Origin of the sequence: Maribacter sp. MMG018 (assembly GCF_018100785.1) — a bacterium.
GTDB lineage: Bacteria > Bacteroidota > Bacteroidia > Flavobacteriales > Flavobacteriaceae > Maribacter.
Genome location: NZ_JAGJEC010000001.1, coordinates 902,633 through 928,908, shown reverse-complemented (window position 1 = coordinate 928,908; position 26,276 = coordinate 902,633). Strand labels below are relative to the sequence as shown.

The following is a 26,276-nucleotide window of genomic DNA, read 5'->3' as shown; positions in this document are numbered from 1 at the left end:
ATCAATCACTAAAAAAATCATTATGAAAAAAATATTATTCCTATCCATATCCTTGGCATTTTTATCTTGTGGAGGCGGAGAAGACCAATCTGTTGCAGGAGTCATAGCCCAGGGTAACTTAGAGGCCTTGAGGGCCAAAAAGAGCGAAATATTAGACCAACAAAAGCTATTAGACAGTCAAATAAAACAATTGGATTCCGTTATTTCGACCATGGACGTTACCGAAAAATTACCCTTGGTAAATACCTTAACGGTACAGTCGCAAAAATTTGACCATTATTTAGAACTTCAAGGTGATGTGACCACAAAACAAAATGTGCTTATATATCCAGAAATGTCGGGTATTCTTAGACAGGTATATGTTAAAGAAGGACAACGTGTAAGTAAAGGTCAACCTTTGGCCATTATAGACGATGGTGGTATGGGCAATCAGTTATCTCAGTTAAAAACACAGGCCGATCTTGCTAAAACTACTTTTGAAAGAAGAAAAAGATTATGGGAACAACAAATCGGCTCCGAGATCGAGTTTCTATCGGCCAAGGCCGAATATGAAGCCCGCCAAGAAGCTGTAAGACAAGTAGAAAGTCAGTTGGACAAAGCAACCATTCGCGCTCCTTTTAACGGCATTATAGATGACGTCATCAAAGATCAGGGTACCGTTGTTTCCCCAGGCCCGGGATCAGAAGTCTTTAGGATCGTAAACCTTAGCGATATGTATATAGAGGTAGACGTACCAGAAACTTACATAGGCTCTATTTCAAAAGGTAAGAAAGCCTTGGTCTATTTTCCAGTACTTGGGGACAGTGTGGAGACCAAGATCAGGGAAACCGGTAATTTTATAAATCCGTCCAATAGATCCTTTAGTGCGGAAATACCTGTACCCAATAAAAACGGTAAGATCAAGCCCAACCTAACGGCCAAGGTAAACCTGAACGACTATACAAGCGATAACGCCATTCTTTTACCTTCGAGTATTATATCTGAAAATGCCGATGGAGACCAATATGTTTTTGTTGCCGAAGAACCCAACGATAACAACGAGTCCATTGTAAAAAGAACCATTATTACTACCGGTAAGGTACAAGGGTCACAAGTAGAGATTCTTTCAGGATTGGAAAATGGCAACCATGTCATTAAAGAAGGGGCCAGAAGTGTTAAGGACGGACAAAAGGTAAAAATTCAAAACTAGAATTCGATGAGCAACAAAATAAAGAAAAACGCCGATAAGGAATTCAGTTTATCTTCTTGGGCCATTGACAATCCTTCGGTTATTTATGTAATGATCGCTATTTTTCTATGGCTTGGTTTTTCGGCTTACATGGCAATGCCCAGAGAGGATTTTCCGGAAATTGTAGAAACCAAAATATACATAAGCACCCCTTACCCTGGCAATACCGCCGAGGATATAGAAAAATTGATTACGGACCCTCTGGAAGACCGGTTAAAAAACATCAGCAATGTTGTAGAGATTATCTCTACCTCACAAGAAGACTATGCTATTTTAACGGTTGAGTTCGATGAAGAAATTACCGTAGAGCAAGCCAAGCAAAAGGTTAAAGATGAGGTAGATAGTGAAAAAGCAAGTGAAGATTGGCCCACTTTTAACGGGGCAAAGGTAGAACCGAATGTTTTTGACCTTAACTTTTCTGAAGAGGTTCCTATAATGAACATTAACTTTACGGGAGACTATCCCGTGGAGAAACTAAAGGAATTTGCGGAATATCTTCAAGATGAAATCGAGGACCTACCTGAGATCAAACAAGCGGATATTCGTGGAGCACAGGACAAAGAGGTAGAAGTGGCCGTAGACATCTATAAAATGATGGCCGCCAAAATTAGCTTTCAGGATGTGATCAATACGATCAACAATGGAAACATGACCATGTCCGCCGGAAACCTGAAAACAAGTGAGCAAAGACGTACCATACGTATTCTCGGAGAAATAGAAGACCCTAAAGAACTAGACAACTTTGTAGTAAAATCAGAGAATGGCGCAGTGTATTTAAAAGACATTGCCCAAATCAATTTTAGAGCAAAGGACAGAACTACCTATGCCCGTGAATTTGGCGAAAACGTAGTTATGCTGGATGTTAAAAAACGAGCGGGAAGAAATGCCATTTCGGCGGCCGACAAGATCAAAGAACTCGTTAAATATGAACAGGAAAACTACTTTCCGAAAGACCTTCATATTTCTATTGCGAACGACTCTTCCTCTAGAACCTTGAACCAGGTCGATGACTTGGTCAACAATATCATTTTCGGAATTATCCTGGTAGTTACGGTCTTAATGTTCTTCTTAGGTTTTAGAAATGCCCTGTTTGTAGGTTTCGCCATACCCATGTCTATGTTCATGTCGTTCGTAATACTTTCATGGTTGGGCTATACCCTAAATACCATGATTCTTTTCGGAATGATCATGGGGCTCGGCATGTTGGTAGATAACGGTATCGTGGTCGTGGAAAACGTTTACCGTTTAATGGATGAGGGCATGCCCCGCATAGAAGCCGCAAAAAAGGGTATCGGTGAAATTGCGTTCCCCATTATTATATCTACGGCAACTACCGTAGCGGCATTTGTTCCATTAGGATTATGGCCAGGTATTTTTGGTCAGTTTATGATATACTTTCCCATTACACTATCCGTAGTTCTAGGTTCGTCACTGTTTGTTGCCATTTTCATGAATTCTATGTTGGTCTCCAAGTTTATGAGTACCGACGAAAAGGAACTAACCGTAAAACAGCTTATAAAAATGAGCGCAATTTTAGGTGTTCTTGGTATATTGATATTGGTTTTTGGTGGCGCAATGCGAGGTCTGGGATCTGTTTTGATCTTAACCGCAATTATGTTCTGGGCCTACAAATACATTATTAAAGGTACTGCCATAAGTTTTCAAAAAAATACCATGTCACGTTTCGAAAATTGGTACGAACGCCGTTTAAAACACGCCCTACGGGGAAGCAACGTATACTGGTATTTTGGCATTACTTTTTTATTGTTGATCGGAGTATTCATGTTATTTGGCATGTCGGTAGGTAGCGGTAGAACTAAAATAGAGTTCTTTCCAGACAACAAGCCTAACGAAATCTATGTATATATAGAATATCCAGAAGGCACATCGATCGAGAAGACCAACGAAATCACCAAAAAGATCGAAGATCAGGTCTATGCCATTATGGATGACCCCAAGTATAAAAAGAACGGCGAAAACTTTATGATGTCCTCAGCGGTATCTGTAGTAGGCGAAGGAGCCGGAAACCCGCTTACGGATGGAGGTTCTTCTGCAGAGATGCCCCACAAGGGCAAGGTTACCGTCAACTTCAGCGAATATAAATACAGAGAAGGCATAAACACCGAAGATATAAGGGCGCGGGTTCAAGCGGAATTAGAAGGTGTTTACCCCGGTGTTGCCATTTCTGTAGAAAAAGACGTTAACGGTCCTCCAGCAGGGTACCCTATAAACATAGAACTCGAAGGAAAGGATTATGATGAACTGATCAATACTGCAGAGGATATTAGAAATTACATCAACACAAAGAACATTGCAGGTATCGAAGAACTAAAGATCGATGTAAACAAGGGAAAACCTTCAATGCAGGTGATCGTAGACCGTAAAAAAGCGGGGGAACTTGGTGTGGCCGTCGGCCAAGTAGGCAATCAATTAAGGCGTTCCATTTTTGGTGAAAAAGCAGGGGTTTATAAAGAGGATGGAGAAGATTACGATATCAATATTCGATTTAACGAAGATCTGCGCTATAATAAAAGTGCCCTGTTCAACCAAAACATCATTTTTAGGGATGCCGCGACAGGTCAAATCAAAGAAATTCCCGTTTCTGCCGTAGCTACCGAAAAAAACACCTCTGGTTTTAGCTCTATAAAGCATAGAGACGGAAAAAGGGTCGTGACCATTTATTCTGGACTAAAACCGGGCTTTACCGACGCTGGGGCCATTGTAGGGGAAATCCAAAAAGAAATGGAGAGCTTTAAAGGCTTGCCCGACACCGTGAAAATAGATTACACAGGACAACTCGAAGAACAAATGAAGCAACAAATGTTCTTGATCGGTGCTTTCTTCTCGGGTCTGGGACTTATAATGTTGATCTTAATCTTTCAATTTGGCGGTATTTCCAAACCACTGATCATTATGATCGCCATATTCCTAAGTTTTATAGGAGTTTTCGGAGGATTAATGCTAACAGGTTGGTCGTTTGTAATTATGATGACCATGATGGGCATAATATCATTGGCAGGTATTGTGGTAAACAACGGGGTAGTGTTGTTAGACTACACCCAAATTCTCATAGACCGTAAAAAGGTAAAATTGGGAATGGACGACAGCGACCTATTGACCTTGCCAGAAGCAACGGAGACCATGATCGTGGGCGGTAAGGCCAGACTTAGACCTGTAATCTTAACAGCAATCACTACAGTTCTCGGACTTATACCATTGGCCATAGGATTGAACATCGATTTCTTTTCTCTTTTCTCAGAATTCGATGCCAATATTTACATAGGTGGAGACAATGTTGTATTCTGGGGCCCACTTGCCTGGACCGTAATCTTTGGTTTGATCGTAGCCACGTTCTTAACTTTGATCATCGTACCCGTATTATTCAATATTGTGTACCGTATAAAAATTAAGCTTAAGAGCATCGGCAAAAAAGAACCGAACAAAGACACCTCTACCATAGAGAGTGTTGCTTAGTATTGAAAATGTGAAAAGATAATTCAAACAAAAAGGCCCGGTACCAATGGTACCGGGCCTTTTAATATCTATTATATTGGTCTTATCTATTGGTAACAATCGATTTTTTCGAATCTATCTGTTCCACACTGGCAATTTTATTATTATCAAAACTTACCTCTTTTACCGTATCTCCTTCCCAAAAAACCCACTTACCGGTCTTTATTCCTTTATCATAGTTGCCAACGGCAATTTTATCACCATCCTCGTTAAACATCTTCCATTTACCTTGAAGCTTTTCATTTAAAAAATATCCTTGTTGAGATATTTCTCCATTGGCATGATAATAAGTTGCCTTTATCATATTACCATCTTTTTCGAATTTCGGTTCTATTTGGGCATATGCGCCAAAAGAAAAGGCCAAAACCGCTATTAAAAGTATTTTTTTCATGCTGTATATTTTTATATTAATTCATATTCACTTAACACTATAATAACAAATATAGATTTTTTTCGGCTCTAAACAAACGTTTTAGTAACATTTACTTAACATTAAATTTACATTAGAATCGCAATAAACTCATTTATAATAACTTACGAAAATAAAAACACCTGAATATTCTTCATATATTCGACAGAAAATCGATTTTTATTAATGGAACTTTAATCGCTAACTCTTCTTAAATTTGCCCCTTTATTAATACAATCATTATGTATAGAAGCCATAATTGCGGAGAATTAAGGGAAACCCATATCAATGAAAACGTAACATTATCCGGATGGGTCCATAAAACCCGGGACAAGGGATTTGTTATCTGGGTAGATATCAGGGACCGATACGGAATAACCCAACTTGTCTTTGATGAAGACCGCTCTTCATCAGAACTTCTGGAAAGGGCCCGAAATCTTGGAAGGGAATTCGTAATTCAGGTAAAGGGCTCCGTAATAGAAAGAGCTTCAAAGAACCCTAATATACCTACCGGAAACATAGAGGTATTGGTATCGGAACTGATTGTTTTAAACGAATCTAAAACTCCTCCGTTTACAATAGAGAACGAAACCGATGGCGGAGAAGACCTTAGAATGAAATATAGGTATTTGGATATTCGTAGAAACCCTGTAAAAAACAACCTTATTTTTAGAAGTAAGGTGGCTATGGAGGTACGTAAATTTTTATCCGATCAAGAGTTTATAGAAATAGAGACTCCGTACCTTATAAAATCTACCCCGGAAGGAGCACGCGATTTTGTAGTGCCCAGCCGTATGAACGAGGGTCAGTTCTATGCCCTTCCCCAATCGCCACAAACCTTTAAGCAATTATTAATGGTCGGTGGTATGGATAAATATTTTCAGATCGTAAAATGTTTTAGGGACGAAGACCTACGTGCCGACAGGCAACCAGAATTTACCCAGATAGATTGTGAGATGGCCTTTGTTGAACAAGAGGACATTCTAGATGTTTTTGAAGGCCTTACCAAGCATTTACTAAAAGAGATTAAAGGGGTCGAAATTGACAAATTCCCAAGAATTACCTTCGACGAGGCCATGGCCAAGTATGGTAACGACAAACCTGATATCCGTTTTGGAATGGAGTTCGGAGAATTGAACGACGTTGCACAGCACAAAGATTTTAATGTGTTCAACAGTGCAGAATTGGTAGTGGGTATAGCGGTTCCGGGAGGAAACTCCTTTACACGTAAAGAGATAGACAAACTTACCGATTGGGTCAAAAGACCTCAAGTAGGTGCCTTGGGCATGGTATACTGTAGATGTAATGAGGACGGAACCTTTAAATCTTCAGTAGATAAGTTTTACGACCAAGACGATTTGGCAAAATGGGCAGAAGCTACAGGCGCAAAACCAGGAGACTTGATATGTGTGCTAAGCGGTGATAAAAACAAAGTAAGAGCCCAGATGAGCGCTCTTCGTATGGAAATGGCGGAACGTTTAGGTTTACGTAACCCAGATGAATTTGCCCCTCTTTGGGTGGTAGATTTCCCTTTATTGGAACTGGACGAGGAAACTGGCCATTACCACGCCATGCACCATCCGTTCACCTCTCCAAAACCCGGTCAGTTAGAGCTTTTGGATACCGACCCAGGTGCCGTAAGAGCCAATGCCTATGATTTGGTGTTGAACGGAAACGAGATTGGTGGCGGCTCTATTCGTATACATGATAAGGAGACCCAATCAATTATGTTCAAACACCTAGGTTTTACGCCAGAGGAGGCGATGGCCCAATTCGGATTTTTAATGGATGCCTTTCAATATGGCGCTCCACCACATGGTGGTATCGCCTTTGGCCTAGACAGATTGGTGTCTATTTTAGGAGGACAGGAAACCATTCGAGACTTCATTGCCTTTCCAAAAAACAACAGCGGACGCGATGTTATGATCGATGCACCTGCGCCGATCGATGAAGAGCAATTAAAAGAATTAAATTTAAAATTAGATTTATAGTAAGACAAAAACCCGCTTTAAAGCGGGTTTTTTATATACCTTTAAATAAGTTTTAAGTAATGCCCGATCAAAACAAAAGCTTGTTAAAACGTATATTGATTTGGAGATATAAACATATTTCCCAGAGAACATTTGTTCATATTCTCAGTGTTGTTGTCGGATTACTAGCTGGGTTGGCCTCCGTAACCCTAAAGAACATTACCTATTTTATTGAGGCCACCTTAGAAAAAGGAATCATTTTTTCTAGCACCCATCTATATTTTATACTACCTATTATTGGCCTTACCCTTGTTTACATCTACGTAAAATACGTACATAAGGAAAGATTGACACATGCGGTCTCTTCTATTTTGTTTTCCCTATCTAAAAACAAAGGCCGTATAAAAAGAAAACATATTTTGACCCAATTAATAGTGGCGCCGTTAACCGTTGGTTTTGGTGGATCTGTTGGTCTATTGGGGCCTGCGGTAGCATCAGGGGCGGCTATTAGCTCTAATTTGGGAAAGTTATTTCATATTAATGCAAAAACACGTTCTTTGTTGATCGCCTGTGCCTCTGCAGGGGCCATCGCATCCATTTTTCAATCACCGATTGCCGCTATCATATTCGCAGTAGAAGTATTTAGTCTGGATCTAACCATGATCTCTATGCTTCCACTGTTATTGGCATCTATTTCAGGGGTACTTACCTCCTATTTCTTTTTGGGCAACGAAGTACTTTTCAATTTTAATATTACACGCGATTTTGAAGTTAAGGATACCGTTTTTTATATCGTATTGGGCGTAGGTACGGCCTTGGCCTCTATTTACTTTACCAAAATGTACTTTGGTATCCTCAAATTATTTAAACCGATCAAAAGTCCTAAATACCGTCTTTTGGTAGGTGGTCTTGCCATTGGTATCATGTTATATATGATCCCTCCATTATATGGTGAAGGTTTCGGGTTTATCAACAATCTTTTGATCGGAGACCATATACACGCCTTGGGCAAAACCCCTTTTGACGCTTACATAGACAATATTTGGATGGTAATCGCACTCTTGTTCGGTATTACCATATTTAAAGCCGTAGCCATGACCACTACTTTTGTAGCCGGTGGCGGTGGTGGCATCTTTATCCCAACAATGGTAATGGGCAGTGCATTGGGAAATGTAGTGGCAAAGGTAATAAACAATTTAGGCCTCGGTTTTTCGGTCTCCGAAAGCAACTTTACGCTCATTGGAATGGCCGGACTCATTTCGGGCGTACAGCACGCCCCGCTAACGGCTATTTTCCTAATAGCGGAAATTACTGGTGGCTACGCTCTTTTTGTTCCCTTGATGATTACCGCCTCTATCTCTTATCTGATTAAAAAAAACGCAATAGACTATACCATCTACACCCGAGAATTAGCCCAAAGAGGAGACCTATTGACACATAACAAAGATCATGCGGTATTGACCCTTATGCAACTAGATGATATTATAGAAAAGAACTTTAAAACCGTAAAATTAGAAATGACCCTCGGGGAAATGCTACATGAATCCGTAGCAAAATCAAGTAGAAATATTTTCCCCGTAGTCAATGACAAACAAGCGCTGGTCGGTATCATTTTGTTAGACGATATACGCGAGATCATGTTCGACACTTCTTTATACAAAACCACCAAGGTCAAAGTATTTATGCAAAAACCGCCTGAACAAATTTACTATGGCAAAGACAACATGCAGGCAGTAATGCAGAAATTTCAGAATAGCGGTGCTTGGAACCTACCTGTTATAAAAGATGGAAAATATCTTGGATTTGTTTCCAAATCAAAATTATTGACAGCGTACCGAAGAGAACTCATAAATTTTACCGGTTCATAAGTCTGCATAAAGGCACCTCTATATCAAATTGCCCACTTTTACTAAATTTGTCCCATGAAGTACGTTATTACATTGATAGTATTACTTTCTTTCGGTGCCATCATCTACGGATTTACGCTAGAAGACTCACAAGAAGAGCAGGCGAACAAATATATTGGAGGGGGAACCCTTGGCCTGTTCTTAATTGCCATGCCCCTGTTTTTAATAAAAGAAAGTCGTGGAAAAAAAATGAAAGACTATATGCTTACCGAAGAAAACATTCGTAAAATGCAGGGAAAACCACCACTAGAGTCTGACAATCAACACATTCCGAACAATAAAAATTAAAAATCACTTCTATACTTGGCCTAAAATTATTAAATTAGGTAACTAATACTTAATTTTTATTTTAATGACTGGCACGGTAAAATTTTTTAATGAATCCAAAGGTTATGGCTTCATTACCAACGACGACACAGGAAAGGACATTTTTGTCCATGCGACCGCTCTAAACGGAACCGAAATCAGGGAAGGTGACAAAGTAGAATACATTGAAGAAGAAGGAAGAAAAGGAATAGTTGCAGGACAAGTAAAAGTCCTATAATCATCGTATTACATTTTGTAAAACTCATAACCACGCCAAAGCGTGGTTTTTTTATACCTAGAAAATCAGTTTCGTTTTTTATCGAAAAAACGCTTTAATAATTCTGATGCCTCAGATTCCATAACTCCCCCTAGTACAGTTGTTTTCGGGTGCAGCTTTGTACCCATTGCTTTATAACCACGGGAAGGGTCCGATGCGGCATAAACGATTTTACCTATTTGGCTCCAATATAATGCACCGGCGCACATTTGACAGGGTTCCAAGGTCACATAAAGGGTACAATCCCTTAGGTATTTACCCCCAAGAAAATTGGCCGCCGCGGTTATTGCCTGCATTTCTGCATGTGCCGTAACGTCGTTCAATTTTTCGGTAAGATTATGGGCACGGGCAATAATACGATCCTTGACCACAATAACGGCCCCTACCGGAATCTCATCGCTCTCAAAGGCATACGCTGCCTCTTGCAGGGCCTTTTTCATAAAATAAGTATCATCAAACGGTAAAACCATATGCCAAAAATACAATTTGCTTCTTTTGACAGCTAGTATTAAAAACAATTGTTTTGTGTTTAAAAGAAGTATTTTTGTTCCTTACCATTGTACCGTGAGCAAACTATTAAAACATATAGATTCACCTAGCGACCTAAAAAAACTGACCTTGGGGCAGTTACCTCTATTGGCAAAAGAGTTAAGGGACTTTATTATTGATATTGTTTCTACAAAAGAAGGCCATTTGGGAGCAAGCTTGGGCGTGGTAGAATTAACGGTCGCACTACACTATGTATTCAATACCCCGGTAGATAAATTAATATGGGATGTAGGCCACCAGGCTTATGGACATAAAATTCTGACCGGCAGAAAAGATGTTTTTGACACCAATAGACAATTGAACGGTATTAGTGGTTTCCCAAAAATGTCAGAAAGTGAATATGATGCTTTTGGAACCGGCCATAGCTCAACGTCCATTTCTGCCATCTTAGGAATGGCCATCGCCTCCAAACTAAAAGGAGATACCACAACACAACATATTGCGGTCATCGGCGATGCCTCGATCGCAAGCGGAATGGCGTTCGAAGGGTTGAACCACGCAGGGGTTACCGACACCAACGCTCTAATTATACTTAACGACAACGCTATTGGGATAGACCCCAGTGTTGGAGCCTTAAAAAAATATTTGACGAACGTAAAAAAAGGGACCGCCAAAGACGAAAACATTTTCGAGTGCTTAAATTTTAATTACAGTGGGCCTATCGATGGCCACGATATTACTACTTTGGTTCAAGAACTGGAAAGATTAAAATCGATTAACGGCCCCAAACTACTTCATATTATAACCACAAAGGGAAAAGGACTAAAAAAAGCGGAAGAAAACCAAGTAACCTACCATGCACCAGGTAGGTTTGACAAAAAAACAGGAGAACTATACAAAAAAGAAGAGACCCAAGAACCTCCAAAATTTCAGGACGTCTTTGGCCACACCATTGTTGAACTGGCAAAACAGAATGAAAAAATTGTAGGTATTACCCCTGCAATGCCCACAGGCAGTTCATTAAAATTTATGATGGAAAAGATTCCCGAACGAGCCTTTGATGTTGGTATAGCAGAACAACACGCCGTAACGCTGTCCGCCGGTATGGCCGCCGAGGGTTTGATTCCTTTTTGCAACATCTATTCCACGTTTCTACAACGGGCCTACGATCAGGTCATACACGATGTGGCCCTTCAAAATCTTCCTGTTGTATTTTGTCTGGACCGTTCAGGAATTGTAGGGCAGGACGGCCCCACCCATCACGGGGTTTTTGATATTGCTTATCTACGATGTATTCCAAACCTCATCGTATTTTCCCCAATAGACGAGATAGAACTAAGAAGCATAATGTTTACGGCCCAATTGGGGCTAGGCCAACCTATTGCCATAAGATACCCTAGAGGCCGAGGCCATATACTTAATTGGAAACAACCTTTTACAAAACTAAAGATCGGCACATCTTTTGAGCTCAAAAAAGGACATAAAATAGCTATTCTTAGTACTGGACCAATAGGAAACATGGCAAAAGAAATTACAAAAGAACTATGTAACACCGATGCAATAGGGCACTATAACTTCCCTTTTATAAAACCTTTGGACACCAAGAGGGTGTCCGAAATATTTCAGCACTACGAACACATTATAACTTTAGAGGACGGATGTGCCTCTGGAGGATTTGGCAGTAGCATTCTTGAATTGGCCAATGTACTTGGATTAAACAAAAATATTAAGATATTTGGTGTCAAGGATGAATTTTTACCCCATGGAACCCCAGAAGAACTTTATCAAATAGCTGCTTTGGACAAAAATTCAATAAAATCATACATAGAGAATATTTTATGAGCGCATTTGAACACCGGGCAAAATCATTATTTTGTTTTTTCTTTCTGACGACCTTTATGGTCTTTGCACAAGACACTATTCCTTCTCCTATCGTTCCAGACTCAATTGTGATTGATACCATGGCAATTGACACCATAGTAATTAGAAAAACCCAAGAAAAAATCAAACACATACCAAGGGGGGTAAATTTGACCAATCCCGTAATATCCTTTAAAAGAACAAAACCCTTAAAAGATAGGTATGATAGGTTTAGGGTGCCTTCTTTTTGGACAAAGGAAAATCTGTTCGGCATTAATGTAAGCGAGGCGGCCTTTGTAAACTGGAATGCTGGTGGAGACAATGCTGTAAGTGGACTCGGCTTTATAAAATTTGTCAGAAATTATAAGTTCAGGTATGTCAAATGGGACAACAATGTCGAACTTAGATATGGCCTAAATGCACAGGAAGGAAGAAAGCTGAGAAAATCAGAAGATGTTATTAGGCTTAGCTCCAATTTAGGTTACAGGCGTGATACGATCAGTAATTGGTATTACTCTGTTCAATTAAATTTTAATACTCAGTTTTCAAATGGGTATACGTACCCCGACAGGGCCACCCCGATCTCTAGGTTCATGGCCCCGGGTTATCTATTATTTGGTGCGGGTACCTCTTATATAAGTAAAAATCAAAAATTTAACCTTTATCTCTCCCCTTTGACCATGAAATCTACTTTTGTATTGGATCAAGATCTCGCCGACAAAGGTTCTTTTGGTGTAGAAAAAGCGGTATTGGACGATGATGGAAATGTAATTACGCCCGGAAAAAACCATCTTATGGAGCTGGGTATACTTATTACCCATAATTGGCAGGTAAACCTTGCCAAGAACGTGGAAATGAAAAGCAGATTGAACTTATACACCGACTACCTTAACAGTTTTGGCAATGTTGATGTGGATTGGGAACTAAATTTAACGCTCAAGGTCAACAAATACATACAAACAACCATTGGCGCACAAATGATCTACGATGACGACATTTTGTTTGACGAGGTACAGAACGATGATGGCACGGTAATCGACCCCGGCGTACCCAAAATTCAATTTAAGCAAGTGTTGGCAGTAGGCATCGCCTATGATTTTTAAAGTTGCTTACCACTAATTTTATTGTGTATATGCACTGCTGAACTATCGGATAAACTCGCCACATAACAACAGGTATTCAACAATATTTCATATAAAGAAATCTCTGTTCGCTGATAAAACTCGGGCAGGGTTTCTAAAATTAGATTATGGTAGTTCGAGGCACTTTGGTTCTTCTTTTCTACCAAGGCATCTGTATACACTTCAAGAATGTCGGCAATTATCTTGTAACCGGCTATCTCCTTTTCCACTACCTCTTTTGCCCTGTAAACATTTTGTACACTAAGACTAATAATATCCTTTACCTGAGCCTCGTACTTGCTCTTGTCCAACAACGAAACATCAAATGTACCGTTCAGTATTTTGTCTTCGTTATCCATAAAAATGGATACCGCATCTTGTATTAGGGTGTTTATGGCCAATGCCCTCAGATAACTTAACCTATCTTCTCTATACTTTAAAGAATTATACTTTTTGGTATTTATAGAGTCTTTTACCAGTTTAATAAGGTATTCCAAAGCATAATCTTCCGAGATCAGCCCAAGGTTAATACCGTCTTCAAAATCTATGATCGTATAACAGATATCGTCTGCTGCCTCCACAAGATAGGTCAAAGGGTGCCGTGCAAAAGAAACAGAGGGTCCAATACTGGTCTGTATCAGACCCAAATCTTTTGCCACTTCAAAAAAAGATTCTTTTTCCGTTTGAAAAAAACCGAATTTTTTGTCGGCAATATGTTTTGATGGTCTTTTGGGCAGCGATTCTTTCGGATATTTCATAAAGGCCCCAAGGGTGGCATAACTTAAACGCAGGCCACCAGGTACTCCGGCCCTATCTTGTGTCAATAACTTAAACCCGTTTGCATTCCCTTCAAAATCTATAATATCCTGATATTCCTTATCAGAAAGTTCAGACTTGAACCTCTTGCCCTTACCGTTCTTAAAATATTCTCCTATAGACTTCTCACCACTATGTCCGAAAGGAGGGTTGCCAATATCATGTGCCAATGCGGCGGCGGCCACAATAGCCCCAAAATCATTGAACTTATACCCATGAATTTCTTTGAGGTATGGATGTTTTTCAAGAATTCTTTTGCCCGCAAGCCGCCCAAGGCTTCTACCTACCACCGACACTTCTAAACTGTGGGTTAACCTTGTGTGCACAAAATCGGTCTTAGAAAGTGGAATTACCTGAGTTTTATCCTGTAAGCTCCTAAACGCGGCCGAAAAAATGATACGGTCATAATCTACATCAAAACCTAACCTGGTCTCGTTCTGCTCGTTACGCAGTCTTTTATTAGTGTCTCCCTTTCTACGTAAAGAAAGTAATTGCTCCCAATCCATGATACTTGTTTAGTTGGGCGCAAGATACATTTTTTGAATATTAGACGACATTCTATTCCAATCAGAATTATAAGTAACTTGCCATATCTTAACCTTTTGGAAATACACTAATAATCTGCACCTAACCTTAGCTTAACCTATGATGACTTTATTTGCAAGCAAATAATCGCTTGATGATGAAACAACTGCTAATTACCGTCGTAACCCTTATATCTACCATAACTTTTGCGCAGTCTACAGGCGCCATAACCGGCAAGGTGCTAAATGCGGAAATGTTCAATGAACCTTTGCTAATGGCAGCCGTAAGTTTAAAAAATACCGATTGGTCTACCCATACAAATTTCAATGGCAATTTTGAGATTACCGATGTTGCCCCTGGGGAGTACACCCTTCTGGTTCGCTTTTTGGGTTATGAAGAAATGGAATTACCAGTAGTCATAAGCCTAAACGAGAGCACATACATTCAATGCGGTCTGCAAGCAAAGGCCCTACCGACTATAGACCTGGCCCAAGTAAACACGAACCCCAAACAGATCAAATTGGCCAGTAAAAGCGAACAATAATAGTTTGTTCACCAAATCCAACTTTGTCTTTTTTTAAATACCGGATTTCATTTACTATTGGTTTTTGTCGACTAGTTTTTTTTTGGAATCTTAAAGCTACCTAGACCAAGGTAGCTTTTTTGTATCCCTACAAGCCTACATTATACAGACTTAAAAGTTCTCTCAGGCACATCATTGTTCCTAACACTCATAGTATTGACACCAATTAACTTTCAAAGAGCACCGAGTTAATGTTTGTTTTGAGTATTTTGCATTCGACAAAAACCAATAATTGATGAAAATCAATCTTCTTTGCCTTGCGGTATTATTATGTAATTCATTTTACATAATAGGCCAAGAGACCAATGCACCCTCTTTTGGCAATGGCCTCCTGAACCTTGTGGGGAGAGATAGCTCTTGGACCATGAAAGTTGGGGCCAGAATGCAAATACAAGCAGTTGCCGATTGGAATACGAGTGGTAATAGCTTAGTGGATCCTGAACAAAATTTTTTGATCAGAAGGGCTCGATTTAAGTTTAACGGATATGCTTATTCCCCAAAATTGACTTATAAACTAGAACTCGGACTTTCTAATAGAGACCTTTCGGGTGCTTCAGAATTTACGGGGAATGCCCCTAGATATATTTTTGATGCCGTAGTAAAATGGAATTTTTACAAGAATTTTGTATTGTGGTTCGGCCAAGCAAAACTGCCCGGAAATATAGAACGCGTTATTTCATCAGGTAATTTACAACAGGTAGATCGCTCTTTATTGAACAGCAATTTTAATATAGATCGCGATATAGGGTTTCAATTAAGACATAAATTCAATATCTCAGAAAAATTTATGATTCGAGAAATATTCGCCGTCTCCCAAGGGGAAGGAAGAAATATTACCAGTGGTAACCTTGGAGGCCACCAATATACGACCCGAATAGAATTATTGCCTTTTGGTAATTTCTTGGGCAAAGGTGATTACGTAGGAGCCGACCTTATACGTGAAAAAAAGCCAAAATTAATGCTTGCGGCCACCTACGACATTAACAAAAACGCAGTAAAGACAAGAAGCAACCAAGGTTCTTATATGGTGAACGATACGGGATTCTTTGCCACCGACATCAACACCATCTTCGTTGATGCCATGTTCAAATACAACGGTTTTTCTTTCATGGGCGAATATGCGCACAGAACGGCCGACGACCCCTTTGCCAAAAATTCGGACGGATCCCTTACCGGAGATGAAGTACAGATCGGGGACGGACTAAACCTGCAAACCGGTTATTTGCTTAAAAATGATTGGGAAGTATCCGCTCGGTATACGAATATTAGACTAGATCAAGAGCTTAACGAAAATAATTCTAGAACACAATATACCTTAGGAATTTCTAAATACGTGGTAGGCCATAAGTTAAAGGTTCAGACCGACCTAAGCCACCTAACCTTAGAAACTGGTCAGAATAATTTAATGTACAGATTGCAACTCGAGGTTCATTTCTGAAAAATATAACCTTAAGGTAACATTACAGCGGCCAACGATAATGATATTTGCAAATTGATAGAACAATCGATTATGGATAACATCTATTTTTTAATGCTTATCGCTTTAGCTATTTTGGCTATAGCAGATCTTGTGGTAGGCGTCAGTAACGATGCGGTAAACTTTTTAAATTCCGCCATCGGCTCCAAAGCTATTTCGTTTCGAACCATAATGATTGTCGCCAGTTTTGGAATCGCCGCAGGGGCCATTTTTTCCAGTGGAATGATGGAAGTGGCGAGAAAAGGCATATTTAATCCCAGTGAATTTTATTTCAACGAGATTATGTTCATTTTTATGGCGGTAATGATTACCGATATCTTGTTGTTGGATTTCTTTAATACCGTAGGTATGCCGACCTCAACAACGGTATCTATCGTATTTGAACTACTTGGTGCGGCAGTTGCCATGTCATTGATCAAGATCGGAGCGGCCCAAGGCGACTTTATAGATGTAGTAAAGTACATTAACAACGATAAGGCCATACAGATAATATTCGGAATACTACTCTCGGTCATAGTGGCATTTACCGTTGGGGCCATTGTTCAATGGGTCTCAAGATTGCTGTTATCCTATGACTTTCAAAAAAAGGCCTCTTGGGTAGGAGCCCTGTTCGGTGGATTTGCCCTTTCCGCAATCACCTATTTTATATTGATAAAGGGTATAGGAGGAACGTCTTTTGCCAATGAAAGTTTTGATATCATCGGCGGTGTTACCATTAAGGAATTCTTACAGCACAATCTAATTTTGGTGGTTCTTTTAAATTTCCTGGCATGGTCCACCCTATCATTTATTTTAATAAAATTTGCAAAAACCAACATTTACAAATTAATAATCGGTGTTGGTACCTTTGCCTTGGCCCTTGCTTTCGCCGGTAACGACTTGGTGAATTTTATAGGTGTACCTATCGCCGCATGGCAATCGTACGAAGCATGGCTCGCATCGGGTGTAGATGCTACAGAATTTAGTATGGGCATATTGGCAGAAAAGGTGGCCACCCCCACTTTGCTCTTGTTCATTGCAGGTATGATCATGGTCATAACCTTGCTGTTTTCCAGTAAAGCAAAAAAAGTGGTACAAACTTCGATAGACCTTTCTAGCCAAGAAGACACCAAAGAACGTTTTCAACCTAATTTTCTTTCAAGGGGATTTGTCAGGTTGGCCATAGCCATGTCGGAAATGACCAGTTATATATTACCAAAAAGCTGGCAAAATAAAATTGACCAACAGTTTAATAAGCCCCCTGTTAACAATGTATCGAAGAAGGACCTAAAGGATCTTCCGGCTTTTGACATGGTTCGTGCCGCCGTAAACTTGATGGTAGCGGGAATATTGATTTCTATTGCCACCTCTTATAAACTGCCCTTGTCAACTACATACGTAACCTTTATGGTAGCCATGGGTACCTCACTTTCCGACAGGGCCTGGGGTGCAGAAAGTGCCGTATATAGGGTAGCAGGTGTACTTAATGTTATCGGAGGGTGGTTCGGAACGGCCATTATCGCTTTTGTAGCCTCTGGTATTATACTCACTTTGATCAGTTTTGGTAAAGGTGCCGCCATAGCAATTCTTTTGTTCGCAGCGATCTTGTTATTGGTAAGAAGTTATATATCGCACAACAAAAAAAGTAAGGAACTACGTGAGGAAGATTCGCTGAACAGAGCGGAAAGCAGCTCTATACAAGGTGTGATACTAGAAAGTGCCGACAATATCTCCAATGTTCTTAAAAGAACAAATAAAATATACAAAAACTCTATCAACGGACTTGCCAAGCAAGATGTCAACTTATTGAAGAAAAATAAGAAACAAGGAGAAAAACTGTCGAACGAAATCGATGATTTACGCGATCATATTTTCTATTTCATAAAAAACCTTGATGAAAACAGTGTTGGCGCAAGTAACTTTTACATTAATGTTCTTGGTTATTTGACAGATATAGCCCAATCTTTGGAATACATCGGAAAAGTGAGCCACAAACATGTAAACAACAACCACAAAAAGCTTAAATACAACCAAATCAAGGAATTGAAGGAGATTGACCTTAAGCTTGAGGATATCTTAAACCAGACACAAACGGCATTTGCCAATCAGTCATTTGAGGAAATCGGCAAGGTCTTGGAACAAAAACAAGAACTGTTCGATATGGTGTCGGATAAAATAAAGACCCAAGTGGCAAGAACACGTACAGAGGAATCCAGTCCTAAAAACACTACCTTATATTTCTCGTTACTTCTTGAAACAAAAGATTTAATGACCTCGACCATGAACTTGCTACAACAGTACCATGACGAACATGATAGCTCTGTAGAACCCGCAACCATTTCAGAGCAACACCAAAAATAAGAGTCTCCCATAACTCCAAAATTATAAGTACCTTGTCCGTATAAAACAACGATATGACAAGGTACTTTTTTTTATCTCTGGCCCTCATTTTAAATATTGCCGCATTTGGCCAAGAGCTTACCGGCGATCAACTTCTAGAGAAAGCCATTTCTTTTCACGACCCCAATAATAATTGGCCTGCTTTTAAAGGCAAACTGTTTATTGAAATGGAGACCCCTAACAGCAGTTTAAGAAAAACCGAGGTACAGATCAATTTTCCGGCCAACTTCTTTAAGTCGATCGTTTCAAAGGACGGCAACGTCATAGAATCCGAATTAAACAATGGGGATTGCACTATAAAACTGAATGGAAGCACAGAAATTGACCAAACCGACATAAAAGAATTGAACCTTACCTGCGAAAGGGCGGAAATGATGAAAAATTACTACACGTACCTATATGGCTTACCCATGAAATTAAAAAACCCGGGAACCATCATAGACAAGAAAGTGGTTAAAAAATCATTTAAGGGAAAAGAATATTTGGTGTTAAAGGTAAAATACGATGAAAACGTCGGAAAAGATACGTGGTACTTTTATTTTGACCCCAGCACCTATGCCATGGAAGTATACCAATTTTACCATGATGAATCTAAAAACGACGGAGAATACATCTTGTTAAAGGGAACCACCGATATCAATGACATAAAAATGCCAAAAGTACGTTCGTGGTATTATAACAATGATGACAAGTACCTTGGCACTGATACCCTTACAAAAGTTTCGGAACTAAATTAGATCAACGGTAAAAGTTCATTTCATCCATATATTTCCATACCGCAAATGGCAATAGGGGCCTTACATTTTTACCGTTCTTATGCTCTCTTCTTATAAAAGTGGAAGATATTTCCATAATAGGGGCGTTTACCCGATGTATAGATGGATGTTCTTTAAATTGATGCTCTATTTGACCTTTTGATATTCTAGGATAGACATATATTTCATAGTCCTCCAATATGGTCTCATAATTTTTCCATTTATGAAAACCCTTTAGGTTGTCTTCTCCCATAATAAGGCAAAACTGATATCCTGTCGGGTATTTCTCTGCCAAATGAACCAAGGTATTTATGGTGTAGTTGGGCTGTGGTAGATTGAACTCTATATTGCTAGGTTTCAATTTTGGATAATCTTCTGTGGCCTCCAACACCATTTGATAGCGATGATGGTTATCTAGAAGCGTTTTCTTGGTCTTAAAAGGACTTTGGGGCGTTACCACGAACCAAACCTCATCCAGTTCCGAAAACTCCACCATATGGTTCGAAATCACTAAATGACCAATATGAATAGGATTAAAAGTACCAAAGTAAAGACCTACTTTTTTCATCTATCTATTCTCAATTATACTTTTGACATCAAAAAGGGCCATATTACCTGTTAGTCCTCCCTAATTTCAGCCCCTACAAAATCCGCCACCAGTTTTTCCGCTTCCTTTAATGCAACTTCCAGATCGTAATTCTTTATAACCTTATCAAATTGGGGTGCAGTGGCCAATTCTACCGATGCTTTTGCAATACGCATATTTATTTTGTCGTCGCTCTCGGTACTTCTCTTTTTAAGTCTGATCTTTAGTTCGTCTACACTTGGGGGCTTTACAAAAACAGCCAACGTTCTCTCTGGAAATTTCTTTTTTATACGAAGACCTCCAGCCACATCAATATCGAATATCACATTCTTTCCTTGAGCCCATAAACGTTCTACCTCGCTCTTCAGGGTTCCGTAAAAATTATCGCGATACACTTCTTCCCATTCTAAAAAATCATCGTTCTTTATATGATTTTTAAATTCTGAAACGGTCATGAAATAATAATGTTCTTTGTTCTTTTCCTTCCCTCTTCTAGGTCTAGAGGTTGCAGAAACCGAAAACGCCAAGTTCAATTCCGGAATCCCGAGCAAATGACGTACTATCGTTGTTTTACCACTTCCCGAAGGGGCCGAAAAAATAATGAGTTTTCCTCCTTCCATTACAGTACGTTTAACATTTGCTCTTTTATCTTTTCCAGTTCATCTTTCATTTGAACCACTAATTGTTGCATTGGCGCATAATTGGCCTTTGATCCTATAGTATTGATCTCTCTACCTATTTCCTGCGAAATAAACCCTAATTTTTTACCATTACTATCTTTGGATTTCAGTGTTTTTTCAAAATAATCCAGATGATTGGCCAAACGTACTTTTTCTTCGGTAATGTCGTATTTCTCCAAATAATAGATAAGTTCTTGTTCAAACCTATTGGCATCGACCTCAACTTTTAGGTCCTGCACGGCTCTTTCTAAACGTTCTCTAATAGTACCTTGGCGTTCTGGGTCCATTGCCAAGACCTGTTCCAATAGATTTTTTAAAACCTGTATTCTCTCCTGAAAATCCTTTTCTAGAACATTGCCTTCTTCGGTTCTAAATTTATTTATTTCCTCTAGGGCACCGTTCAGCGCTTCCAATATGGCCCCGTACTCTTGTTCATCTATATCTTCCCTGTCGGTTCGCATGGCATCTGGCAAGCGCAGGGCCATCTCCATAAGCTGAATGTCGGTACCGTCGGCAATAGACTTTAATTGATCCATATATTGCCTTACCACACTTTCATTCACTTGCGCAGAAGTGTCGTCACCGGTAATCTCTATATAAAGGTTAAAATCAACTTTGCCCCTTTGTAGCGAATTGGCAATACGTTTTCTTATCTCAAGTTCCTTTTCACGATAAGCTGATGGCATACGTGCATTTAAATCTATACTCTTACTGTTGAGCGATTTTATTTCTACCGTAATTTTTTTAGTAGGAAGTTGAACTACGTACTTCCCGAATCCAGTCATGGATTGAATCATAAGTTGAATTTAGATTTCTAGCAAAGGTAATTGTTTTGCCTTTTACAGGGTGTGTCTTACAACTCTCTTACCCATATATTTCGATAACTTACACGACTATCGTCCCTGTGATCCTGTAAACGCAATGGTCCTTTGCCATGTGCGGGGTTCTTAGGCCAGCCTATATATGGGGTGGTACCTTTTATCTCAACATGATCCTGTACCAGAACACCATTATGTATTACGGTAATAGTACCCGACTTTATCTTTTCGCCCCTGTCATTAAATTCAGGGGAATGGTATATAATATCGTAGGTATTCCATTCACCCGTCGGTACCGATGCCATTGCCAAAGGCACATGCTGCTTATAAATAGAGGCTACCTGTCCGTTTACATATGTAGGATTATCATTTTGGTCCAACACCTGAACCTCGTATATTCCATTTAAAAAGACACCGCTATTGGCCCTGTGCTGTCCTTCTCCTTGAACCGGCAATGGTGACTTCCACTCTATATGTAACTGAATATCGCCAAAATTCTGTTTGGTCTGAATGTCACCGGTTTTATTGTTCACCGTCATACTACCATCATCGTTCAAATGCCATTTTGCAGCAGTACTATCTACACTAGAGATCCATTGGTCCAGATCAGTACCATCGAATAGGACTATGGCATCGCTTGGAGCTCCGTTCTGGGAGGTTGGGCGTACTACGGGCACCTTTGGCTCATAAAACTCGGTTTCTTCTGGCTTTGTAGGTTCTGTGCCACTATACTCTTCATGCACAATCACCTTGTTCTCCACTTCTGTTTTTTCTTCTTGTACCTCCTCTTTCACTTTTTCTTGACAAGAGGCAAGTAATAATGCTATCAATACGATAGCCATGTAATTATTTTTCATGTTCGGTTGGTTTGGTTTAAAACAGATGTCTACAGTTCTTTTACTTTTATATTCTTAAAAGCAACTTCATTACCATGGTCTTGCAAGGCAAATTTTCCTGTAGTGTATTTAGCAAAATGCTCCCAATCGGCAAATTTCGATTTTGAGACCATTTCTCCCCATTCTGGGTCGTTCACAGAAAACTTAACTATTTCAACTCCATTTAAGACAACGTTACCTTCATTAGTTTTATGATTAACGGTAAAGACCATCGTATTCCATTCACCAACAGGTTTGGTAACATCTTTTGAAGGCGGCACCATATCGTACAAGGCGCCTGCCTGATGGCTGGTTCCATTCTTTCCATCTGGATGTTTATCGTTGTCCAACACCTGAATTTCGGGTCCTGTTAAATAAGGTTGCGACAAATCGGGAGATTCTTTAACGCCCCACATTACACCACTGTTTCCTGCGTCTGAAATGCGCCAATCCAACGAAAGCACAAAATCTGTATATTCAGTATCGGAGACTAAATTAAATTGCTCTCCATCCTTTCGCTCCTTTGGAGGATAAAAAACCATGGCACCATCCTCGATCTTCCAGTTTTCAGAAACACCATCTTTTAGATACTCATGCCAACCATTAAACGATTTGCCATCAAAAATCATGGTCCATTCCCCTTCGGCGGACGGCATTTTTTGTTCAGAAACCACTTCTTCCGCTTTCTCTGTGCTCGTCTCTTTTTGTTTTTCCTTACAACCAATTACCAAGAGGGTTAGCATGGCTGCCATTACTACGTTTTTCATGTATCTATGATTTGATTAAATTCCCAACATTTTTTTAAGCATCTCTTTGTCTATTTCAGCACCGGCAAAATCATCAAAGGTCTTTTCGGTAGCCTCTATGATGTGATCTTTAATAAAGACAGCTCCTTCCCTAGCACCTTGTTCCGGACTTTTTATACAACATTCCCATTCCATAACCGCCCATACATCACAACCATATTGGGTTAATTTGGAAAAGATGGTTTTAAAATCTATTTGTCCATCACCCAAAGAACGGTAACGACCGGCACGGTTGCCCCAATCGTTGTATCCTCCGAAAGCTCCTTTTTTTCCCGTAGGGTTAAATTCGGAATCCTTGACATGGAAAGACTTTATAAACTCGTGATAGAAATCTATATACTCTATATAATCTAATTGTTGTAATACAAAATGACTTGGATCATAGAGTATATTTACTCTTTTATGGTTATTTGTAGCCTCTAAAAAGCGTTCAAAAGTATCACCGTCGTGCAAGTCCTCTCCTGGGTGTATCTCGTAACAAACATCTACACCTTCCTTATCAAAGTGGTTTAATATCGGCATCCATCTTTTGGCAAGTTCCTCAAAGCCCATCTCTACCAATCCGGCAGGTCTTTGCGGCCATGGATGCATTGTATGCCACAACAAAGAACCTGAAAAAGTAGCATGTGACGACAACCCCAGTCTTCTACTGGCCGTTGCGGCCTTTTTAACGGTTTCTACCGCCCATTCTGTTCTTGCTTTAGGGTTGTTGTGAACATTTTTTGGGGCAAAAGAATCGAACATTAAATCATATGCAGGATGTACCGCTACCAATTGCCCTTGCAAATGTGTGGACAATTCGGTTATCTCCAGCCCATAAGAGTTGATCTTGCCCTTTAGCTCATCGCAATACACTTGGCTCTCGGCAGCTTTGTCCAAATCAATCAAAAAACTTTCCCATGTAGGAATTTGAATTCCCTTATATCCCAAATCCGAAGCCCATTTGCATAATCCGTCCAAGCTATTGAACGGTGGTTTGCTATCAACAAATTGTGCTAAAAATACTCCCGGTCCCTTAATTGTTTTCATGCTTTATTTACTATCTATTATTATATGTTGTTGTTAATCTGCCAATTATAAATATGTGAATAAACACTATATTTAGAGAAATATTTATGTATTTCTTTATTTGTTTGCCGACAATTTATAAATATAGGAAATACCATCAGAAAAAGATAAAATTTTAAGGATGAATCAGGATGAAATATACGATGCCATTGTGGTTGGCACAGGAATTAGTGGAGGTTGGGCAGCCAAAGAACTTACTGAAAACGGACTAAAGACCCTCGTATTGGAACGTGGACCCATGGTTACCCACATCAAAGATTATCCGACCATGAACGATGACCCTTGGGATTACCCCAACAAAGGGGAACTATCTAAAGAAGACAAAAAAAAATACCACGTACAAAGCCGTGTTTTATGGGCGCCAAAAGATGACAACAAGCATTTTTTTGTAAACGACCTAGAACATCCTTATGTAGAGACCAAGCGTTTTGATTGGATCCGCGGTTACCAAGTCGGTGGTAGATCGCTTACTTGGGGCCGTCAAAGTTATCGTTGGAGCGATATCGATTTTGAAGCGAACAAAAAAGAATCCATTGGGGTAGATTGGCCCGTTAGATATAAGGACATTGCACCATGGTACGACAAGGTAGAGGAATATATAGGGGTTAGCGGCGAAAATCTTGGCCTTAAGCAGTTGCCCGATGGCAAATACATGCCTGCCATGAAACTTAATTGTGTAGAGGAAGACTTTAAAAAAATTACTGCAGAGAAATTTGATGATGGTCGGTTGATCACCATTGGAAGAACGGCCCATATTACGGATCCAAATGCAAATATAGAAGGCCGGGGAACTTGCCAAAACCGTGACAGATGCTCAAGAGGTTGTCCGTTCGGGGGGTATTTTAGCAGCAACTCATCTACGCTACCAGCAGCGGAACGCACCGGAAACATGACCTTAAGACCTAACTCCATCGTATATGAAGTCATCTACGACGACACTACCAAAAAAGCGACAGGAGTAAAGGTAATAGACGCAGAAACACATGAAAAACTAGAGTTTAAGGCAAAAGTGATATTTCTATGTGCATCTGCAATGGCTTCGGTAGGTATTTTGCTACAATCAAAATCGGAACGTTTTCCAAATGGTCTGGGCAATGATTCAGATGCCTTGGGAAGAGGTATTATGGACCATCATTATAAATTAGGGGCAACGGCAAAAGTTGACGGTTATTTAGAAAAATATTATAAAGGCCGAAGGGCCAACGGTTTCTATATTCCCCGATTTGTAAACCTCGACGAAAAGACAAAAAGAGAAGAATACCTCAGGGGCTTTGGTTACCAAGGTACTGCAAGTCGCCAAGATTGGTCTGAATCGGTGGCAGAACTTGGTTACGGCCAAGGCTTAAAAGAGCAAATTTTAAGGCCTGGAAAATGGCAAATCGGTGTCACCGGTTTCGGAGAGTTCTTACCGTATGATGATAATAGGGTTACGCTGAGTAGAACCGAAAAAGACAAATGGGGCCTTCCCCAATTAGATTTTGATGTAGAGTTCAAGGAGAACGAATACAACATGCGAAAAGACATTAAAAAAGAAATCGTAAAAATGTTCAAAGCGGCCGGTTTTAAAGATGTTCAACCTTACGAAGAGTCTTCTGGGCCAGGATTGGGAATTCATGAAATGGGAGGTGCCCGTATGGGTCATAGCCCGAAAACATCTATCGTAAACAAACACAACCAAGTACACACAGTACCAAATGTGTATGTTACCGATGGTGCCTTTATGTCGTCCTCTAGTTGTGTAAACCCATCATTGACCTATATGGCATTTACCGCCAGAGCTGCAAACCATGCCGCCAAAGCGTTAAAAACAGGTAAGTTCTCTTAAAAA

Annotated in this window: 22 protein-coding genes; 13 read left to right on the top strand and 9 right to left on the bottom strand. The window is 39.8% G+C overall.

Translation table 11 applies throughout. The features are described 5' to 3' along the window. Positions 1-22 precede the first annotated feature (22 nt). Both J8L85_RS04065 and J8L85_RS04060 read left to right on the top strand, forming a co-directional pair. Positions 23-1,189, top strand: coding sequence for an efflux RND transporter periplasmic adaptor subunit (locus J8L85_RS04065; RefSeq protein ID WP_211014803.1), 1,167 nt, complete (start codon positions 23-25; stop codon positions 1,187-1,189). Positions 1,190-1,195: 6 nt separating this feature from the next. Beyond that, the gene (locus J8L85_RS04060; protein ID WP_211014802.1) at positions 1,196-4,702 is read left to right on the top strand and encodes an efflux RND transporter permease subunit; all 3,507 of its coding nucleotides are present in this window, start codon (positions 1,196-1,198) and stop codon (positions 4,700-4,702) included. A gap of 82 nt (positions 4,703-4,784) precedes the next feature. Here the strand turns inward: J8L85_RS04060 and J8L85_RS04055 are convergent, their stop codons facing one another. Continuing rightward, complete coding sequence (locus tag J8L85_RS04055; RefSeq protein WP_211014799.1) at positions 4,785-5,132, bottom strand: nicotinic acid mononucleotide adenyltransferase; 348 nt, start codon at positions 5,130-5,132, stop codon at positions 4,785-4,787. Positions 5,133-5,392: 260 nt separating this feature from the next. Here J8L85_RS04055 and aspS point away from each other — a divergent pair, with 260 nt between their 5' ends. The 4 genes from aspS to J8L85_RS04035 all read left to right on the top strand — a co-directional run bounded on the left by aspS (position 5,393) and on the right by J8L85_RS04035 (position 9,571). Then, positions 5,393-7,141, top strand: coding sequence for an aspartate--tRNA ligase (gene aspS, locus J8L85_RS04050; protein ID WP_211014798.1), 1,749 nt, complete (start codon positions 5,393-5,395; stop codon positions 7,139-7,141). Positions 7,142-7,200: 59 nt separating this feature from the next. Beyond that, the gene (locus J8L85_RS04045) at positions 7,201-8,988 is read left to right on the top strand and encodes a chloride channel protein (protein ID WP_211014795.1); all 1,788 of its coding nucleotides are present in this window, start codon (positions 7,201-7,203) and stop codon (positions 8,986-8,988) included. Between the two features lie 54 nt (positions 8,989-9,042). Continuing rightward, positions 9,043-9,315, top strand: a complete 273-nt coding sequence (locus J8L85_RS04040) for a hypothetical protein (RefSeq protein WP_211014793.1) — start codon at positions 9,043-9,045, stop codon at positions 9,313-9,315. 64 nt (positions 9,316-9,379) lie between these two features. Next, entirely contained in the window at positions 9,380-9,571 is a 192-nt protein-coding gene (locus tag J8L85_RS04035) for a cold-shock protein (RefSeq protein ID WP_211014791.1), read from the top strand. Between the two features lie 65 nt (positions 9,572-9,636). Here J8L85_RS04035 and J8L85_RS04030 read toward each other — a convergent pair whose 3' ends face one another. Next, the gene (locus tag J8L85_RS04030) at positions 9,637-10,080 is read right to left on the bottom strand and encodes a nucleoside deaminase (RefSeq protein WP_211014789.1); all 444 of its coding nucleotides are present in this window, start codon (positions 10,078-10,080) and stop codon (positions 9,637-9,639) included. Between the two features lie 94 nt (positions 10,081-10,174). Between J8L85_RS04030 and J8L85_RS04025 the strand changes: the two genes are divergently transcribed. Then, positions 10,175-11,941: a 1-deoxy-D-xylulose-5-phosphate synthase gene (locus J8L85_RS04025; protein WP_211014787.1), complete on the top strand. Its 1,767-nt coding sequence runs from the start codon at positions 10,175-10,177 to the stop codon at positions 11,939-11,941. After that, positions 11,938-13,062 carry a DUF3078 domain-containing protein gene (locus J8L85_RS04020; RefSeq protein WP_247656547.1) on the top strand — a complete coding sequence of 375 codons (1,125 nt, stop codon included), beginning with the start codon at positions 11,938-11,940 and terminating at the stop codon, positions 13,060-13,062. Before J8L85_RS04025 ends, J8L85_RS04020 begins: the two co-directional genes overlap by 4 nt. Here J8L85_RS04020 and dgt read toward each other — a convergent pair. Further along, positions 13,059-14,402 carry a dGTP triphosphohydrolase gene (gene dgt, locus J8L85_RS04015; RefSeq protein WP_211014785.1) on the bottom strand — a complete coding sequence of 448 codons (1,344 nt, stop codon included), beginning with the start codon at positions 14,400-14,402 and terminating at the stop codon, positions 13,059-13,061. The genes J8L85_RS04020 and dgt overlap by 4 nt on opposite strands. 173 nt (positions 14,403-14,575) lie before the next feature. Between dgt and J8L85_RS04010 the strand changes: the two genes are divergently transcribed. From J8L85_RS04010 to J8L85_RS03995, 4 genes are all read left to right on the top strand, one after another. Continuing rightward, entirely contained in the window at positions 14,576-14,965 is a 390-nt protein-coding gene (locus J8L85_RS04010) for a carboxypeptidase-like regulatory domain-containing protein (RefSeq protein WP_211014783.1), read from the top strand. Between the two features lie 274 nt (positions 14,966-15,239). Then, entirely contained in the window at positions 15,240-16,442 is a 1,203-nt protein-coding gene (locus tag J8L85_RS04005) for a porin (protein WP_211014781.1), read from the top strand. Between the two features lie 72 nt (positions 16,443-16,514). Then, positions 16,515-18,821 carry an inorganic phosphate transporter gene (locus tag J8L85_RS04000; RefSeq protein ID WP_211014779.1) on the top strand — a complete coding sequence of 769 codons (2,307 nt, stop codon included), beginning with the start codon at positions 16,515-16,517 and terminating at the stop codon, positions 18,819-18,821. A 53-nt stretch (positions 18,822-18,874) separates the two neighbouring features. After that, positions 18,875-19,597, top strand: coding sequence for a DUF6503 family protein (locus J8L85_RS03995; RefSeq protein WP_211014777.1), 723 nt, complete (start codon positions 18,875-18,877; stop codon positions 19,595-19,597). 1 nt (position 19,598) lies between these two features. On the opposite strand, the gene nadD is transcribed toward J8L85_RS03995, so the two are convergent. From nadD to J8L85_RS03965, 6 genes are read right to left on the bottom strand one after another with little or no spacing between them, the layout of a single operon-like run. Further along, the gene (nadD, locus tag J8L85_RS03990; protein WP_211014775.1) at positions 19,599-20,183 is read right to left on the bottom strand and encodes a nicotinate (nicotinamide) nucleotide adenylyltransferase; all 585 of its coding nucleotides are present in this window, start codon (positions 20,181-20,183) and stop codon (positions 19,599-19,601) included. 50 nt (positions 20,184-20,233) lie between these two features. Beyond that, the gene (gene gmk / locus J8L85_RS03985) at positions 20,234-20,821 is read right to left on the bottom strand and encodes a guanylate kinase (protein ID WP_211014773.1); all 588 of its coding nucleotides are present in this window, start codon (positions 20,819-20,821) and stop codon (positions 20,234-20,236) included. Beyond that, the gene (locus tag J8L85_RS03980; RefSeq protein ID WP_211014771.1) at positions 20,821-21,678 is read right to left on the bottom strand and encodes a YicC/YloC family endoribonuclease; all 858 of its coding nucleotides are present in this window, start codon (positions 21,676-21,678) and stop codon (positions 20,821-20,823) included. The genes gmk and J8L85_RS03980 overlap by 1 nt, the downstream gene beginning before the upstream one ends. A gap of 56 nt (positions 21,679-21,734) precedes the next feature. Continuing rightward, positions 21,735-22,556 (bottom strand): DUF1080 domain-containing protein, encoded by an 822-nt coding sequence (locus tag J8L85_RS03975; protein ID WP_211014769.1) that lies wholly within the window; start codon positions 22,554-22,556, stop codon positions 21,735-21,737. 29 nt (positions 22,557-22,585) lie between these two features. Then, positions 22,586-23,341, bottom strand: coding sequence for a DUF1080 domain-containing protein (locus J8L85_RS03970; protein ID WP_211014767.1), 756 nt, complete (start codon positions 23,339-23,341; stop codon positions 22,586-22,588). Positions 23,342-23,356: 15 nt separating this feature from the next. Next, on the bottom strand, positions 23,357-24,409 hold the full coding sequence (locus J8L85_RS03965; RefSeq protein ID WP_211014765.1) for a sugar phosphate isomerase/epimerase: 1,053 nt from the start codon (positions 24,407-24,409) through the stop codon (positions 23,357-23,359). A gap of 160 nt (positions 24,410-24,569) precedes the next feature. On the opposite strand from J8L85_RS03965, the gene J8L85_RS03960 reads away from it, so the two are divergent. After that, positions 24,570-26,273, top strand: a complete 1,704-nt coding sequence (locus J8L85_RS03960) for a GMC family oxidoreductase (protein WP_211014764.1) — start codon at positions 24,570-24,572, stop codon at positions 26,271-26,273. Positions 26,274-26,276 lie beyond the last annotated feature (3 nt).